Genomic DNA, 17297 nt, shown 5'->3' with positions numbered 1-17297 from the left:
AGACAAGTGGATGTACGTACTTGTTTGAACTCCTTTCATAATTGTGTTTTTGTATGAATAAAATTGATTAGATAGAACTTAATAATATATTTAACGTGTCAACCAATTCATCAGCGCGTACTTCTAAAGCTTCGCCTGTTTTTCTCAGTTTTAATTCAACAATGTTTTCTTGTGCTTTTTTACCAACCGTTATGCGAATAGGCAATCCAATTAAATCTGAATCTTTAAATTTCACGCCCACTCGTTCATTACGATCATCAAGCAAAACAGAAAATCCAGCATGTTGTAAGGTTTCATATAATTCATTTGATAAAGTTACTTGGTCATCGGCTTTCATGTTAACTGGAACCAAATGAAGTTCAAATGGTGAAAGATGTCTTGGCCAATTCAAGCCTTCTTCAGTAGCTTGTTGCTCAGTAATAGCAGATAATAATCGCGTAACACCGATTCCGTAACATCCCATAACAACAGGGATAGAACGTCCATTATTGTCTAAAACAGTAGCATTCATTGCTTCTGAATAACGAGTTCCTAATTTGAAAATATGGCCAATTTCAATTCCTTTGGCAAATTTCAAAACGCCTTGTCCATCAGGTGATAATTCACCTTCTTGTACAAATCGTAAATCGATATAGGTTTCAACTTTTGAATCACGTTCTAAGTTTACATTTAAATAATGATAGCCATTTTCATTCGCTCCTGCAACAGCATTAACCATATCTTGAACATAAACATCGGCAATAATCTTAACTTCTTCATTAACGCCTACAGGTCCGATTGAACCAGCATTTACACCTAGATACTTCATTGTCTCTTCTTCAGTTGCTAGTTCTAAAAAGGCCGCATCAAGGTGATTTTTTAATTTAACATCATTCACTTCATGATCGCCTCGGACGATTACTAAAACGGGTTTTTCATCAGCCATAAATAATAAGCTCTTCATGACTTTCTCTGGTTCTACTTCTAGAAATGCAGAAACTTCCGCAATTGTCTTACTATTTGGTGTTTCAACTTTTTCTAAAGCTTTTTCATTTTCAAGTGATTTTTTATGCATATGGAAGCTTGTTGCCATTTCTAAGTTAGCTGAATAGTCACTTGAATCAGAATAAACAATCGTATCTTCTCCTATATCAGATATCGCCATGAACTCTTTAGAATTGCTGCCGCCCATTGCTCCAGCATCCCCAATGATGCTTCTGAAATCTAATCCGCAACGTTCAAATATTCTTGTATAGGCCTTTTCAAAATCTAGGTACGTTTCATCTAGACTTTCATAACTATCATGAAAAGAATACGCATCTTTCATGATAAATTCTCTTCCTCTTAACAAGCCAGAACGAGGACGTTTTTCATCACGAAACTTTGTTTGAATTTGATAAAGTGAAAGTGGCAAACGTTTATATGATGTAATTTCATCCCGTATCAAAGTTGTAAAAGCTTCTTCATGAGTAGGTCCTAAAAGATAATCGCGTCCATGACGGTCTTGTAATTTCATCAAGTCATCGCCATACGTTTCATAACGACCTGATTCTTCCCATAATTCACGAGGCAATAAAGAAGGCATGAGCATTTCAACTGCATCAATTTTTTCAAATTCTTCACGCATAATTGTTTTTAATTTTTCGATTACACGATTAGCTAATGGCAAGTAGCTGTAAACACCACTTGAAATTTGTCTGATGTATCCTGCTCTTAATAACATTTTATGGCTTAAAACTTCTGCCTCATTCGGTACATCTCTTAATGTTGGAATAAATAATTTTGATTGTTTCATTCTTTTACTGTCTCCTTTTTGATCCGTTAAATTCATCTCTATCTGATCATTTTTAGCTTTTAATTAAAGAAATACGTTTGGATATCATTCCATGTAACTAATACCATCAATAATAACAGTAAACCAACACCAATTAAGGTGATGATTCCTTCTTTTTCTTCACTTAATGGTTTTCTTCTTATGCCTTCTACTATATTCAATAGCAGTTTACCACCATCTAGACCTGGGATAGGCAACATATTAACAATTCCTAAATTAACGCTTAATACTGCCAGCCAATTGACTACTCCTATTAACCCCGATTGAACCACTGATTCCGTCGTTGCATAAATAGCCACTGGTCCGCCAAACATATCAATAGAAAAGCCTTTCGTAAACATCGAACCAAGAACTGTAAATAATTGAGTTATCAAAAACCAAGTTTGAGTAAAACCAAAACTGATTTTGTCCCAGATTGATGTTTTCAATGTGGCTTGAACACCAATTTGGCCTACTTCTGTTCCATCGCTTGCTTCATTAGCAACAGGGGTCAGTAGAACTGTTTTTTCAGCGACATCTGCGGATTCAACTTGAAAAGTTAATTCAGTCCCAGGATTAACTTTAACCACGTTTACCATTTCTGTCCATGTAGTAATTTTTTCATCGTTAATTTGAACAACACGGTCGCCTTCTTTTAAGCCTGCTTCTTCTGCAACACTATCTGGCATGACCGTACCCAATATGTTTTCTTGACTGACTACTCCGCCTTGTAAGAATGCAAGTACAATAAATGCAACTACTGCTAGAATAATATTATTCATTGGTCCAGCAAAGTTCGTCATCATTCTTTTTGGCAGACTAGCGGATTGAAATTGAACATCCAGTGGTGCAATTTGAACTTCAGTTCCATCCTCTTCAATAATCATGGCATTTCTTAATACTGGATAGCGAACTAGATTGGTTTCGTCTCCAGCTAGATAACCTTCAACATACAATTCTTTCTCTAAATCAATCGAACTGATTTCCATCGGAACTGCATCTAGCAATTGTTTTTTCTTGTAATTATTAATTAACGTCACTTCATTAGCGTCATTCAACAGCAAACCAAGAGGCGTACCAGGTTTTATTTCTGTTTCTTCTTCATAACCTGCCATACGAACATATCCGCCTACAGGTAAGATACGAATAGTAAATGTCGTTTCCCCTTTTCGATAGGAAAATATTTTCGGTCCGAATCCAATAGCGAACTCTCTAACTAAAATACCTGCTTTTTTTGCAAAATAATAATGCCCAAATTCATGGAAAATTACTAAAATACTAAAAACTATAATAAAAGTAATAATGGTAGCGATCATATACTCTCTCCTCTATACTGCTTTACAAGATTCGTTTAACTTTTAATGATGGATTAGATGATTCATACTGCATACAAAACAAGTTTAATTCTATCATAATTTAGATACAATAACCAACCGACTTATCAATTTATTACTTATAAGAGAAAAGCAGCCATCACAATAAAGGACAACTACTTTCTAAACCACTATGAAAATTAAACCATTCCCGAAAAGTAAAGAATTGGCAATACAAATAGTAAACTATCAAAACGATCTAAAATCCCACCATGACCCGGTAGTAATTTGCCAGAATCTTTCACATCATAATACCGTTTAAGCGCTGATTCAACTAAGTCACCTAATTGTCCTGCTACTGAAAGTATTATCGTTAAAACTAACATCCAACTTGTGTTGTTCATTTGTGGGTAATAAGAGAGGTAGATAAATGCCACGATAATAGCCAAAGCAATTCCGCCTAAGGCACCTTCAATGGTTTTGTTGGGACTGATTGAAGGTGCGAGTTTGTGCTTCCCTAATTTTCTTCCAATCAGGTATGCCCCTATATCTGTTGACCAAACAACAAACAAAACAAATAGTAATAAACCTAATCCTGACTGTCTTGTCAGCAGTAAAAATCTGAAGCCATATCCTATGTACATTGTTCCTAGAACGGCTACTGCTACATCATCAAACGTAAAATTATTTTTTGAAAATACCGTGCAAACCAATAATAATAATACAAAAAGATAAAATAGATTTTGCGTAGTAAACTGTTCTGGCATGAGCTTTGTTACATAATTTGGAAATAATAGCACTAATAAAGCCAAAATAGAAATAAGTCCTTCAATCGACATAATTTTATTGCCTTTCATTCTAAACAGTTCAAATAACGCAATTATCCCTATCCCAGCAACAACAAGTTCTAAAATCCACGAACCCATATAAACAACTGGTACAAAGAGAATAAGGGCAACAATTGCCGTAATAATCCGTTGTTTCATTTTTATTTCCTCCTAAACTAATTATAATCCTCCAAAACGACGGTGTCTTTTTTGATAAATTCCGATAGCGTCTTCTAAAGCTTGCTCATCAAAATCAGGCCAAAGTACTTTAGAAAAATAAAACTCACTATAAGCATTTTGCCATAACATAAAATTACTAATTCGTTCTTCACCACTTGTGCGGATCATAAAATCAACATTTTGATACTCTTCTAAGTTGCGAGTCATTAATGACTCTTCAAATAAAGATTCTGTAATATCTTCTACATCGATTTCACCCGTTTTGACTTTTTCTGCGAGTGTTTTTGAAGCTTCAAGTAATTCACTTCGTCCGCCATAATTGAGCGCAAAATTCAATACCATACCTGTATTTTTTTCAGTATCAGAAATAGCTTTTTCAACAGCTTTACGCGTATGATTCGGCAATTTTTCTGTAAATCCCATGACTTGCACTTTTACATTCTGCTCCATTAATTCAGGTACAAAAGTATCAAAAAAATCAACTGGTAACTGCATTAGAAAATTTACTTCTTCATCCGGTCGTTTCCAATTTTCAGTTGAGAATGCGTAAAGAGATAATACTTTAACACCAATTTCGCTGGCTCTTTTAGTTACTTTTTTTACAGTATTCATTCCTTCTTTATGACCAGCAATCCGTGGCATAAATTTCTTTTGAGCCCAACGCCCATTCCCATCCATAATAATAGCAATATGGTGTGGGATTGTTTCATCAACGTTAAAAGAATCAGTTGTTATTTCTTTTGCTTTTTGATTTCTTTTTCTAAATAATCCTTTCACGGGTTTCCCTCCACTTCGTGATTCACCATTATTCATTGTAGCAAAAAAGGGGCTAAAAACCTATTAAATTTACTAATAAACAACTTTTTTAGCAAATATTTAAGAAATAAATAAAGTTTGATTTTGAAATTTCTATGATAACTACTAGTGATTCTGACTTATAGTGCAAAAATGCCTTTTAGTAGGCTCTAAAAATGAAAAATGTTATAATAAATTATAGACTTAGTTACTTAAGGAGGACATTAAAAATGAATAGAAGAATCAAAAAATTTATCGTTGGGTTAATTATTTCTGCTGTCGTAACCAAATTAACAAGCATGTTAATGGGAGAAGATAAAGAAAAAGCCTAAAAAAAATAAAAAAAAGACACTACAAACCTTCCTAATGAATGGTCTGTAGTGTCTTTTTGGCTCTTCGTCAAATAGTGTGGCTGCTTCTAAAAATTCTTATGGAATAGACGGATTTGCTTGTAAGAGCCCTGGTACCGTCTTAAGCCTCAAACACAGCTTAATCGCTAAAGCGATAATGCTGTATCATTCGCATTGAATACTTCACAGGGCTACAAGCAATCCTATTCCTCCAGAAGTGTTAACCATGAACTAAATTCATCTAATCAACCCTATAAAGTATAGAGCCTTTTTTAAAACTGTAAACTTACTCTAGCAGTAAGTTATACGTCTAATAGTTCTTTTTCTTTTTCAGCAGCGATAGCATCAATATTTTTGACACTTTCATTTGTAATTTTTTGGATATCTTCTTCAAAAGTACGTAAGTCATCTTGAGTAATTTCGTTATTTTTTTCAGCTTTTTTCAATTCATCCATTGCTTCACGACGAATGTTACGGACAGATACTTTAGCATTTTCAGCTTCTTTACCTACTTTTTTTGCTAACTCTTTACGGCGTTCTTCAGTCAATTGAGGAATCACTAAGCGAATAACATTTCCATCATTTGCTGGACTAATACCAAGATCACTCTGCATAATAGATTTTTCAATATCAGAGATAGATGTTTTATCAAATGGTGTAATCATTAGAACGCGTGGTTCTGGAACTGAAATTTGAGCCAATTGTTTCAATGGTGTAGGTGCTCCGTAATAAACTACATTAATTCTGTCTAATAGACCAGCATTTGCACGTCCAGCACGAATTGTTCCTAATTCACGTTGTAAAGCACTTTCCGTTTTAACCATTTTTTCATTTGTTGTTTGTAAGATTGCTTTTGTCATGTTATTTCCCCCTAACAGTTGTTCCAATAGTTTCACCTAATGCAACACGTTTAATATTTCCTGTTTCATTTAAATTAAAGACAACCAACGGAATGTTGTTATCCATACTCAATGAACTTGCAGTTGTATCCATTACTAGTAAACCTTTGTTAATGATTTCCAAATGAGTTAATTCTTCAAATTTCGTAGCATTTTTATCTAATTTTGGATCGGCTGAATAGATCCCATCAACATTGTTTTTAGCCATTAAGATTACGTCAGCGTCAATTTCAGCTGCTCTTAAAGCAGAAGTTGTATCTGTTGAGAAATAAGGATTCCCAGTACCACCAGCAAAAATAACGACGCGTCCTTTTTCTAAATGACGCACAGCTTTTCTACGGATATACGGCTCAGCGATTTGACGCATTTCGATTGAAGTTTGTACACGCGTTGGGACACCTTCATTTTCAAGGCAATCTTGCAATGCTAAAGCGTTCATTACTGTAGCAAGCATTCCCATATAGTCAGCTTGTGCTCGTTCCATGCCCATCTCAGAACCAACTTGACCGCGCCAAATGTTTCCGCCTCCAACAACAATAGCGATTTCTACACCTAATTCTTTAACTTCCTTAATTTCTTTACTAATCTCTTTGATAGTTGGTGGTGCAATTCCGAATCCAGTATTACCTGCTAAAGCTTCACCGCTTAATTTTAAAACGATACGTTTATACTTTGGTTCAATCATTTAAGTTTCCCTCCATTGGCTCTTTCACTTTTACTATTTTACCATACTCTGACAAAAACTTCATCAAAAGATAGACCTTATACTGGTTCTCTTAGTAAGATCACTCGATAAGAAACCTTTAAATCTTAAACGATATTGAAGCATTGTTTGACTATCACATAAGTTCATCTATCCATACCAAAAAGGATCATCCTAAAAAAACACTAGTAAAAAAGGAACGCAATTGTTGCGTTCCTTTTTAAGATGATTCATTTTATTTGTTTACTTGATTCATAACTTCTTCAGCAAAGTTATCTTCACGTTTTTCAATTCCTTCGCCGACTTCAAAGCGAACAAAAGATTTAACTACAGCGCCTTTTGATTCAATGTATTTTCCAACTGTTTGATCTGGATCTTTTACAAATGGTTGGTCTACTAAAGAAATCTCAGCTAAATATTTATTTAAACGTCCTTGAATCATTTTTTCAACGATGTTAGCTGGTTTGCCTTCGTTTAATGCTTGTTCAGTTAATACTTTTGTTTCGTGATCAATTTCTTCTTGAGAAACTTGGTCGCGAGAAACGTATTTAGGATTGATTGCTGCGATATGCATAGCAACATCACGAGCAACTTCTTCATCATTTGTTCCTTCAAGAGTAACTAATACTGCAATACGTCCGCCCATGTGAGTGTAAGCGCCAAAAACATCTGCATCTGTTTTTTCAACACGTGCAAAACGACGTAATTCGATTTTTTCACCGATCTTAGTTACACCTGCTAAGATTTCAGTTGCTACAGTACCGTCTCCTGCTTTAAGAGTTTGAGCATCTTCAACAGTTTCAGGATTTCCTTCAGCAATTGCTTCAGTTACATCTTTAACTAATTTTATGAATTGGTTGTTTTTAGAAACAAAGTCAGTTTCAGAGTTAATTTCTGTAATAGAACCAACATTTCCATCAACATAAACGCCAGCTAATCCTTCAGCAGCGATACGTCCAGCTTTTTTAGCAGCTTTAGCCATACCTGTTTCTCTTAAGTGATCAACTGCTGCATCGATGTCTCCATCAACGGCAACTAATGCTTTTTTAGCATCCATCATTCCTACGCCTGTCATATCGCGTAATTGTTTAACTAGTTGAGCTGTTACTTTTGCCATTCTATATTTCCTCCTAGTAAATTGCTTTATACTTTTTTAAATTTATTTTTACAAAAAAAGACTGACTCGTCAAGAAAGAAATGACGCCGCTTCGCAAAAAGTCGCTACTCACTTCTCCCCACTCGAGACAGCCTTATATGTGATTAAAGAATTAATTATTCAGCGTTTTTTCCTTCAACAACTTCAACGATTTCTTCGATTGAAGCAGTTTCAGAAGCTTCAGGTGCTTCAGCTGTGAATGTTTCTTCAACGACTTCATCTTCACCTTGATTTCCTTCGATCATAGCATCAGCCATTTTAGAAGTAATCAATTTAACAGCGCGGATAGCGTCATCGTTTGAAGGGATGATAACATCGATTTCATCTGGATCACAGTTAGTATCAACCATTGCTACTACTGGAATGTTTAATTTGTGTGCTTCTTGAATTGCAATACGTTCTTTACGAGGGTCAACAACAAACATTACGTCTGGAATTCTTGGCATATCTTGAATACCACCTAAGAATTTTTCAAGACGGTCACGTTGTTTGATTAAAATCCCAACTTCTTTTTTAGGAAGGACATCAAAAGTTCCGTCTTCTTCCATTTTGTTGATAGCTTTCAAACGTTTGATACGTTTTTGGATAGTATCCCAGTTTGTCAATGTTCCACCTAACCAACGGTGGTTTACAAAGTATTGTCCAGCACGAGTTGCTTCATCTTTGATAGCTTCTTGTGCTTGTTTTTTAGTACCTACGAATAAAGCGATTCCGCCGTTTTCAGATACTTCTTTCATGTAGTTGTATGCTGTATCAGCTAACTTAACAGTTTTTTGTAAGTCGATGATGTAGATACCGTTTCTTTCTGTAAAGATATAACGTTTCATTTTTGGGTTCCAACGACGTGTTTGGTGACCAAAATGAACTCCTGCTTCAAGCAATTGTTTCATTGAAATTACTGCCATAATATGTTTCCTCCATTGGTTTTTTATTTTCCTCCTTCAAATTCAACTGTAAGGAGACTTGAATAATCAAGCACCGTCCTTTACATCCTTTGAAGTGTGAAATAATTTTCAGTGCTTTTAGCACCGTTAATAATTATATATTATCTATTTGAAAATATCAAGCCTAACTCACGTTTTTTATTCCTTATTACATTCCTATACTCAAAATCTCACGAATGTCATCTTCTGATAATTGACTTCCTTCTCTTTGGATAGAGCCATCTTCAGTAATAATTTGATCAAACAAGGCTTTTTTCTCTTGTTGCAATTGGTCGATTTTTTCTTCAATGGTTCCTTCTGCAATTAAGCGCAATACTTGAACAACTTTTTTCTGTCCAATTCTATGTGCTCTACCTGCTGCTTGTTCTTCAACTGCCGGATTCCACCATAAATCATAAAGGATAACCATGTCTGCACCCGTAAGATTTAGACCAGTCCCACCAGCCTTAAGCGAAATAAGAAAGACTTCTTTTTCTCCTGCGTTAAATCGATTAACCATTTCAATTCGTTCTTTCGGTTTCGTTTGACCGCTTAAATAGAATGTTTCAACACTTTGTTGCGCTAATTCTTTTTCAATGATAGCAAGCATTGACGTGAATTGAGAAAAAATCAAGATGCGTCTGCCATTTTCTCTTGCAGTTTGAACTGTTTCTTTTAATTGCTCCAGTTTTCCTGAGTCGCCTTCATAATCATCTATGAATAATTTAGGATCACAACAAATCTGTCTTAGACGTGTCAAGCCAGCTAAAATCTCGATACGGTTCTTTTTAAATTCGGCTCCATTCATGCTATTGACACTTTCTTGAATTCTTTGTAAGTAAGCAAGGTAGACCGTTTTTTGTTCTTTAGTCATTTGGCTGTATAGATTCGTTTCAATTTTATCAGGCAATTCTTTTAAAACATCTTTCTTAATTCGTCTTAATACAAACGGACGAATCATTTTAGCAATTTGTTCATTTGGAAGTGTTTTGAATTTTTTGACTGAAGGGAAAAATCCAGGCATGATTAGTTGGAAAATAGCCCATAATTCTTCTATTTTATTTTCTATCGGCGTTCCACTCAACGCAAATCGTTTTTTAATCGTCAGGTCTCTTAGCGCTTGAGAAGTCTTGGTATTATGATTTTTCACCATTTGCGACTCATCTAAAATCAACGTACTAAAAGGAGACTGCTTATAATGAACGACATCTTGTCTAAAACTAGGATAAGACGTAATCAATACTTGGTTTGGTTTAACATTTTCAATTAACTGCATTCTTTCTTCAGCTGTGCCTGAAACGACAATGCTTTCAATCGAAGGCGCAAATTTTTCAATTTCAAAGTGCCAATTGTAGATTAATGACGCTGGAGCGACAATTAGGAAAGGATCATTCTGGCCCTTTTCTTCTATTTCCGACAACATATACGTAATGACTTGAATCGTTTTCCCAAGTCCCATATCATCCGCTAAAATACCGCCAAATCCATATTTAGACAACATCTTCAACCATTGGAAACCTGTTTTTTGATACGGTCTTAACTCTGCTTTTAACGATTTAGGTACATCAACTTCAAATTCTTCTGGAAAGTTCAAATCATGAATCAAATTCTTGAATTTCTTTGATACGGTTCCTTTAGTTTTTTCATCCATTGAAAATTTTTCATTTAATTCAAGTCCGCGATAGCTAGGCAATTGAACTCCACCATTTTGAAATTTCTTAGTGACTCTCAACTCATTTAACACATCACTGACTTGTCTGAAACTTTCTGACTCCAAGGAAAGAATCGTTCCATTATCAAATTTATGAAAAGCTCTCTTTTCGATTAAACTTTTCAACACATCATCAACTTCTTCAGGTGTGATTCCTTTGATATCGAAACGAACATCTAAAAACGATCCTTCGTTTTGTAGATCAATAATGGTTTCTGGATCTATTTGGTTCAAAAACATACTGTCCAATAAATCATCTACATAAACAGTAGCATCCAGTTCTAATGTTGGAATTTCTTTCGTAAACAATGCATAAAAGTCATCATCACGAACCATTCGTTTCGTATAACTTGTTTCAGTTCGGTGGTAATCAAATCCGATTAATTGATTGATGATTTTCATTTCTTTTTCACTATCTCTAATAATCTGGACGCCTTCTTCTGGCAATTGATTTTTAGTAGGATCTGTAGATAAAATCATATGTTTGTAATTAAACTCTACGGTAGCATGTACCGCTTCATTACGGTATTCAAAATAGACAGCTGTTAATAAGGGCTCTTGTACAAAAGAGTCTTTCAATTGATCATCTATAGAGACCGTTCCTATCTTCACGAGTAACGGCATAACGTAAGCAGTGAAATCAGGCATATCAGCAGATTCTATAATGATATTATCGCCTTCATACCGTTGCAAAAACTGTTGCAACGGACGATACGCACGCATTTGTTCTAGCGATGGTTGGAAAACAACGTTATCAGACACAAACCAATCGTATTCTTTTAAATGACTATCTGCTAGCCCTGTGATAGATAAAGTGACCGTACTATTTTTTTGAGAGATGTCAAAAGAAAAAGGCATTTTTTCTTCCACAAACATCATCGTCTTATAGGTGTTTGTTTTTGTAATAAAGTTTAAATTTCCGCTATCTTGCAAATCTTGAATAGTTGCTTCGGCTAAAGCGGTCATTAAAATCAAGAACCGGCTATTGGCTAAGAGTGATTTAGCATCTTTGTGTTCGCCCGAAATTAATTGAATCGATCTCTGTTGCTTATACAAATTCGCTAAAATCTCACTATCTTCTTGTTCAATAGAAATATCTTTGAAATTAATTTCCTGACCTGATTTCAATTCAACAGTTTCTTTTTTTATAAAACTTTCTAAAAATAACGGTAAATCTTTTACAATATACATTTTATCTGTTCCAGCTTTAAGGCTAAGAGCAAGCACATCAAATGAAGATCTTATGAGCGCAGTTGTCATTGGTTTGATTTCAATTCTATATTCTAATTTTAATGATTGTTTTTGTTTGGTTACCGTTGTTTTTTTTCTGTTTTCATTTAAAAATATCCGAGTAAAGGACTCCGTTAACTCTTGACCTGGATTTGGAGAATCCACAGCGACTTGTTTAGCATTTTCGGCTGTCATAACCCGACTAATTTTTCTATCTCTCAATTCCAACTCAACAGCAACTGTATGTTTACAATAGCCATGGTTTTTCCAATATAGACATTCACAAAAATCATCCTCTTTTGTAGAACCATCTAACTCAACATGAAAAATGTCGCTTCCCATAACTTCTGCAGACCATATTTTCTTATCTAAAAACGAGTTGACTGAAAGGACGCGTTTCTCTGCAACATATTGTCTTCCCTGCTCAATAACGCGTTCTGGTATACTCCATTTCATTCAACATTCCCCTACTTTCTTGCTTTTCATAAAATAATTGTTTTCAAGCACGTTTTTTTCTATCTCTCTATTGTACGTCATTATGGCTAAAAAAGAAAATTTTTTCTTTTACTACTATAGGATTTCAGCTTGTTTTTATCATAAAATTCTTTGAATCTTCATTCCAAATGGGGTAACTCAAAAATAACTTGCTAAAATATGGGTTATGAATCATACTATTAGTATAAAAATGCACTAGAAAATTGAATGAAAAAGAGGTTGAATTATTTTGTTTTATAGACTATTAAGAGCCACTTTACGCTTTTTATTAGCGATCCTAAATGGCAATGCTCATTATGAAAACCGCGACAAACTCCCCACTGATTCATCTTATATATTAGTTGCACCACATAGAACGTATATTGATCCTGTTTATCTAGCTTTAGCTGCTAGTCCTAAACCGTTTACTTTTATGGCAAAAAAAGAATTATTCAAAAATCCCATTCTTAGTTGGATCATTAGACATGCCAACGCCTTTCCTGTAGATCGTGCTAATCCAGGACCTAGCGCGATTAAAACGCCTGTAAAAATCTTAAAAAAAGGCGATTTAAGTCTAATGATTTTCCCTACTGGAACCAGACATTCAAACGAAATAAAAGGAGGCGCAGCTACGATTGCTAAACTAAGCGGCGTACCCATTATTCCAGCTGTTTATCAAGGACCATTGAAATTAGGCGGGATTTTAAAAAGAAAAAAAGTGACCGTTCGTTTTGGAGATCCGATTATTATCGATCGCACAGTTAAACTAACAAAAGAAAACTTGAAATTGATTGACGAACAAATCCAACAAGCTTTTGATCAATTGGACTTAGAGATAGACCCTACATTTAAATATGAGTACAAAAAATAAACAAAAAAAAGAAAAGTCGCTGACTTTTCTTTTTTTTGTTTTTTTAGTGGATACCATTATTTTGCAATTGATACATATCAAAGTAGATACCATTTTGTTGAATCAGCTGATCATGTGTACCACGTTCGACGATTTTACCATGATCCAATACAAGTATTAAATCTGCATCGCGAATCGTAGATAAACGATGGGCAATAGCTAACGTTGTTCGCCCTTTGCGCATTTTTTTCAGACCCTCTTGAATCAAAGCTTCGGTTTCTGTATCTATATTTGCCGTTGCTTCATCTAATATCAGAATTTTAGGATCTGTCACAATTGTACTCGCGAAAGAAATCAATTGTTTTTGTCCTGTTGAATAACTTGCTCCTCGTTCAATCACTTTAGAATCGTATTGATTCGGTAATTTTTCAATAAAAGTATCCGCTTGAACAAATCGAGCCGCTTCTTCTATTTGAAAATCTGTGATAGAAGGATCTTTCAAACGAATATTGTCTTTGATTGTCCCATAAAATAAAAAGGAATCTTGTAAAACTAATCCCATTTTCTTTCTTAATTCATCTATCCGATAGTTTTTGATTGGAATATCATCAATCAAAATCTCTCCTTCATTGAATTCATAAAAACGCATCATCACATTGATAATAGAACTTTTCCCACTTCCAGTGTGTCCAACTAGAGCAACCGTTTGACCTGGAAATGCAGTGAAAGAAATATTATTTAAAACAGTGTGTTTTCCATCATAAGAAAAGCTCACGTTTCTAAATTCAATCTTAGCATCTTGAATTTTAGCTTCAGCCGTCTCATTTTGTTGCGGTGTGTATTCTTCATTATCTAACACATCTAAAACACGGCTGCTAGAAACAATTCCATCTTGAAAAATACTTAAACTATCCATCATGCTTGTCATAGGATTAAAGAAATTACGAGCATAAGAAGTGAATGCATAAATCACACCAACACTAACGGGACCATTCAATGACTCATATCCAAAGAAACCCAAAATCATAATTAAAGAGAACGTGTATAAAAAGTCAATTACTGGACTCAGTAAAATGGAATTCGTTTTTACCATGGCATAACGTAATTTGTAATAGTCCATATTGGTTTCGTCAAATTCTTTTTGCAACCTTTTTTCTTGACGGAACTGTTGAATAATACTCATACCATTAACCGATTCTGCTAATTTTGAATTTAGCAGGCTTAATTTTTCTCTCATGTTACGATACAAGCGAGAACTATATTTTTGATAATACCAAATAACGACTCCTAACACTGGAATCAACGCAACAATCCAAAGAGAAATCTTAACATCTAATAACAACATAGCGAAAAGCGATGTTGTTACAGCTAATATCCCTTGTAGGATCGTAAGAAATACTGACCAAAATTCTTTAATCGTTTCTGTATCATTTGTCACTCTCGTAACGATTGAACCAGCAGGAGTTTGATCAAAAAAACGCATACCTAACGTGTGTAGCTTTTTAAAGATCGCATTTCTGATGTTTTCAACAGTCTTCTCAGAAGCCATATTATAGAGATACAAGTTCAGATACCAAAAAATAATTTTTACTAACGTCATACCAAAATAAAGTAAGGCAAACAGACCGATAACTCGGTTTGTAGCCGTTCCTTTTGCTAAATACTCATCAATAAAAACTTGAAGAATCCTTGGCAAAAGAATGTTTGTAACGGCTAATAAAACGCCAAATAGGATACCAACTGAAAATTGAAGTTTAAAAGGTGAAGCAAACTTAATGATCCGTTTTAAAATTGTCATTTGTTCTTTAGTTGTAAATGATTTTGACCACACTGATTCCTGTTCCATTAGTCTGCACCTCCTTCAATTTTTCTTTCAAGTTGTTGACTGTCAAACATTTCTTTGTACCATCCATTTTGAAGCAGCAAATCAATATGCGTTCCTCTTTCAATCACTTCTCCATTATCAATCACAATAATTTCATCTGCATGCATCACACTACTAATTCGATGCGCAGCAATAATCGTCGTTTGTTCAGAACGCTCTTTTTTCAATGCAGATAATATCTTTTCTTCGGTTTTAGCATCAACCGCTGATAAGGCATCATCTAAAATCAATAATTCTGGTTTAATAATTAAGGCACGAGCAATTGCAATCCGCTGTTTTTGACCTCCAGATAAAGAAACCCCGCGTTCACCAACTACGGTATTATACGCATCAGGCATTTCCATGACGTCGGTATGAATTGCCGTTAGTTCTGCGGCTTTTTCAACTTCTTCTTGTGACAAATCTGGATCTGCAAAGCGAATATTCTCTTTGATACTTGTTGAGAATAAGAATTGATCTTGAGGTACGTATCCAATATGCTGCAACAAAGCATCTAAAGTATAATTTCTTATATCTTCATTTCCGTACAAAATACGTCCGTGATAACGGTCATATTCTCTTAGTAGCAACCTAAAGATACTCGTTTTCCCTGCTCCTGTTTTTCCTACTACACCTAATGTTTGTCCACGTTTCAATTCAAAGTGAACTTCTTTAAGCGCTAAAACAGTTGATTTAGGATAAGAGAATTTCTCAACCGAATAATGAATATTTCCTTTAATTGCTTTAGTTAAAGCAGCAGGTCTTTCAACAATTTTAGATTTCTCTAAAAGTAATTTCTCAACACGGTCATAACTTGCACTTCCACGTTCCAATATATTAAATAAACGTCCAATTGCAAACATTGGCCATACAAGCATAGCGATGTAATTAATAAAAGAAACCAATTCACCAATCGAGATAACACCTGAATTGATATAGATTCCACCCATTACGATGGTTAATACGTATGAAATTCCCATTATAAAAGTAATCGTAGGATCAAATAAAGAGTCGATTTTATACACTTTTTTGTTTTCAGTAACCACTTGTTTTGTTTTATTACTGAACTCCTCAACATCTTCATCTTCTTGACCAAATGTTTTTATCACTTTCATTCCTGAAATACTCTCTTGAGCTTTATCATTCATATTAGAAAAAGCTGCTTGCGCTCCTCTAAACCGTTCATGTAACTTAGAACCTAAAACGCGTGAAGCTATAGCCAACAACGGGAGTGGAATTAAAGCAATCAACGTCAATCTCCAGTCAACAACTAAAGCCATCGCAATAATCGTAGTACCGCCTGTAATGATTGAATCAGCTAAGGTCAATATCCCTCCACCGGCAACGTTCCGAACAGCTGTTAAATCATTTGTTGCATGAGCCATTAAATCTCCTGTGCGATACTTTTGAAAAAAGCTGTTATCCATTTCAGTGAAGTGATTAAATAACCGTGTTCTAAGTATCCGTTCTAACTTTGCAGAGGTTCCCCAAATATTCACACGCCAAATATAACGAAACAAATAAGTAGCGAGTGCAGCAATGCCTAATAGACTTAGCCATTGAACTAACTTAGTTAGCGTTAACGTTCCTTGAGCAACTTCATCTACAATGATCCCTATTATTCTAGGAGGCACTAATTGAATGATCGCTACAAGAAATAAAAATAAAACACCTGTCACGTATGCTTTTTTCTCTTGTTTAAAAAACCAACCTAATTTTTTATAGATCCCCATCTTATTCCCCCACCTTTTATTTATTCTTAATTAAAATAAAAAAACGCGAACAGATAACAATCTGTTCGCAATTCATTCTAATAAGCCAGTTTATGCACTTATTTTTTTTTAGTCGTTTTTGTTGTTTGTGTTTTCATTGACGACATCATTTGTTTAATTTTCTTTTCTGATGGTTTTTGTCCCATTTGCATCATTAACATACGCAACATGTTTTCGTCAACTGGTGGATTTTTTTTGAAATAATCCATCATGTATCTTCTAGCAATAAAGAATCCACCGACAGCTCCACCAACCAAAGCTAAAATAATTAAAAAGATAGCAAGACCTAAATTCATTTTTGATTCACTCCTTTCAAACCTCTCAAGTCTTAATTGTACTAAATAATAGTAAAAAAATAAACTAAAATTCTATTTATGAAGCTAAAAAGTCATATTTCATGACAAATTTGCACAAAAGAAAGCCATGTAAGTGAAAATACCAACTTACATGGCCATATA

At 34.6% G+C, this 17297-nt stretch carries 13 protein-coding genes; 1 reads left to right on the top strand and 12 read right to left on the bottom strand.

Features of this window, described 5'->3' with window-relative positions; all coding sequences use genetic code 11:
- Positions 1–67 precede the first annotated feature (67 nt).
- The 9 genes from BP18_RS05030 to BP18_RS04990 all read right to left on the bottom strand — a co-directional run bounded on the left by BP18_RS05030 (position 68) and on the right by BP18_RS04990 (position 12335).
- Positions 68–1774 (bottom strand): proline--tRNA ligase, encoded by a 1707-nt coding sequence (locus BP18_RS05030; protein ID WP_029276963.1) that lies wholly within the window; start codon positions 1772–1774, stop codon positions 68–70.
- Between the two features lie 59 nt (positions 1775–1833).
- Positions 1834–3105, bottom strand: coding sequence for an RIP metalloprotease RseP (rseP, locus tag BP18_RS05025; protein ID WP_029276961.1), 1272 nt, complete (start codon positions 3103–3105; stop codon positions 1834–1836).
- A 200-nt stretch (positions 3106–3305) separates the two neighbouring features.
- Positions 3306–4091 (bottom strand): phosphatidate cytidylyltransferase, encoded by a 786-nt coding sequence (locus BP18_RS05020; protein WP_029276959.1) that lies wholly within the window; start codon positions 4089–4091, stop codon positions 3306–3308.
- Between the two features lie 21 nt (positions 4092–4112).
- On the bottom strand, positions 4113–4889 hold the full coding sequence (locus BP18_RS05015; RefSeq protein ID WP_029276957.1) for an isoprenyl transferase: 777 nt from the start codon (positions 4887–4889) through the stop codon (positions 4113–4115).
- A gap of 670 nt (positions 4890–5559) precedes the next feature.
- Positions 5560–6117 (bottom strand): ribosome recycling factor, encoded by a 558-nt coding sequence (gene frr, locus BP18_RS05010; RefSeq protein WP_007725546.1) that lies wholly within the window; start codon positions 6115–6117, stop codon positions 5560–5562.
- Position 6118: 1 nt separating this feature from the next.
- Positions 6119–6841, bottom strand: a complete 723-nt coding sequence (gene pyrH, locus BP18_RS05005) for a UMP kinase (RefSeq protein ID WP_007725548.1) — start codon at positions 6839–6841, stop codon at positions 6119–6121.
- A 253-nt stretch (positions 6842–7094) separates the two neighbouring features.
- The gene (gene tsf / locus BP18_RS05000) at positions 7095–7976 is read right to left on the bottom strand and encodes a translation elongation factor Ts (protein ID WP_029278093.1); all 882 of its coding nucleotides are present in this window, start codon (positions 7974–7976) and stop codon (positions 7095–7097) included.
- Between the two features lie 155 nt (positions 7977–8131).
- The gene (gene rpsB, locus BP18_RS04995; protein ID WP_029278091.1) at positions 8132–8920 is read right to left on the bottom strand and encodes a 30S ribosomal protein S2; all 789 of its coding nucleotides are present in this window, start codon (positions 8918–8920) and stop codon (positions 8132–8134) included.
- A 187-nt stretch (positions 8921–9107) separates the two neighbouring features.
- Entirely contained in the window at positions 9108–12335 is a 3228-nt protein-coding gene (locus BP18_RS04990; protein WP_007724440.1) for a DEAD/DEAH box helicase, read from the bottom strand.
- A gap of 268 nt (positions 12336–12603) precedes the next feature.
- On the opposite strand from BP18_RS04990, the gene BP18_RS04985 reads away from it, so the two are divergent.
- Entirely contained in the window at positions 12604–13224 is a 621-nt protein-coding gene (locus BP18_RS04985; RefSeq protein WP_007724438.1) for a lysophospholipid acyltransferase family protein, read from the top strand.
- A gap of 43 nt (positions 13225–13267) precedes the next feature.
- Here BP18_RS04985 and BP18_RS04980 read toward each other — a convergent pair whose 3' ends face one another.
- The 3 genes from BP18_RS04980 to BP18_RS04970 form a co-directional block, all read right to left on the bottom strand.
- The gene (locus BP18_RS04980) at positions 13268–15049 is read right to left on the bottom strand and encodes an ABC transporter ATP-binding protein (protein ID WP_007724435.1); all 1782 of its coding nucleotides are present in this window, start codon (positions 15047–15049) and stop codon (positions 13268–13270) included.
- Complete coding sequence (locus BP18_RS04975; RefSeq protein ID WP_007724432.1) at positions 15049–16800, bottom strand: ABC transporter ATP-binding protein; 1752 nt, start codon at positions 16798–16800, stop codon at positions 15049–15051. Before BP18_RS04975 ends, BP18_RS04980 begins: the two co-directional genes overlap by 1 nt.
- A 98-nt stretch (positions 16801–16898) precedes the next feature.
- On the bottom strand, positions 16899–17135 hold the full coding sequence (locus BP18_RS04970) for a YneF family protein (RefSeq protein ID WP_007724429.1): 237 nt from the start codon (positions 17133–17135) through the stop codon (positions 16899–16901).
- Positions 17136–17297 lie beyond the last annotated feature (162 nt).

The sequence above is a fragment of the Carnobacterium jeotgali MS3 genome (genome assembly GCF_000745125.1).
GTDB classification, from domain to species: Bacteria; Bacillota; Bacilli; order Lactobacillales; family Carnobacteriaceae; genus Carnobacterium_B; species Carnobacterium_B jeotgali.
The sequence above is the reverse complement of the archived record's forward strand: the minus strand, read 5'-3'. Positions and strand labels throughout refer to the sequence as shown.

What these genes read in the sequence shown, in the direction of transcription:
- rpsB (WP_029278091.1), bottom strand. Translation starts at nt 8,920, where the DNA reads ATGGCAGTAATTTCAATGAAACAATTGCTTGAAGCAGGAGTTCATTTT.
- BP18_RS04970 (WP_007724429.1), bottom strand. Translation starts at nt 17,135, where the DNA reads ATGAATTTAGGTCTTGCTATCTTTTTAATTATTTTAGCTTTGGTTGGT.
- frr (WP_007725546.1), bottom strand. Translation starts at nt 6,117, where the DNA reads ATGACAAAAGCAATCTTACAAACAACAAATGAAAAAATGGTTAAAACG.
- BP18_RS05020 (WP_029276959.1), bottom strand. Translation starts at nt 4,091, where the DNA reads ATGAAACAACGGATTATTACGGCAATTGTTGCCCTTATTCTCTTTGTA.
- BP18_RS04975 (WP_007724432.1), bottom strand. Translation starts at nt 16,800, where the DNA reads ATGGGGATCTATAAAAAATTAGGTTGGTTTTTTAAACAAGAGAAAAAA.
- BP18_RS04990 (WP_007724440.1), bottom strand. Translation starts at nt 12,335, where the DNA reads ATGAAATGGAGTATACCAGAACGCGTTATTGAGCAGGGAAGACAATAT.
- tsf (WP_029278093.1), bottom strand. Translation starts at nt 7,976, where the DNA reads ATGGCAAAAGTAACAGCTCAACTAGTTAAACAATTACGCGATATGACA.
- pyrH (WP_007725548.1), bottom strand. Translation starts at nt 6,841, where the DNA reads ATGATTGAACCAAAGTATAAACGTATCGTTTTAAAATTAAGCGGTGAA.
- BP18_RS04980 (WP_007724435.1), bottom strand. Translation starts at nt 15,049, where the DNA reads ATGGAACAGGAATCAGTGTGGTCAAAATCATTTACAACTAAAGAACAA.
- BP18_RS05030 (WP_029276963.1), bottom strand. Translation starts at nt 1,774, where the DNA reads ATGAAACAATCAAAATTATTTATTCCAACATTAAGAGATGTACCGAAT.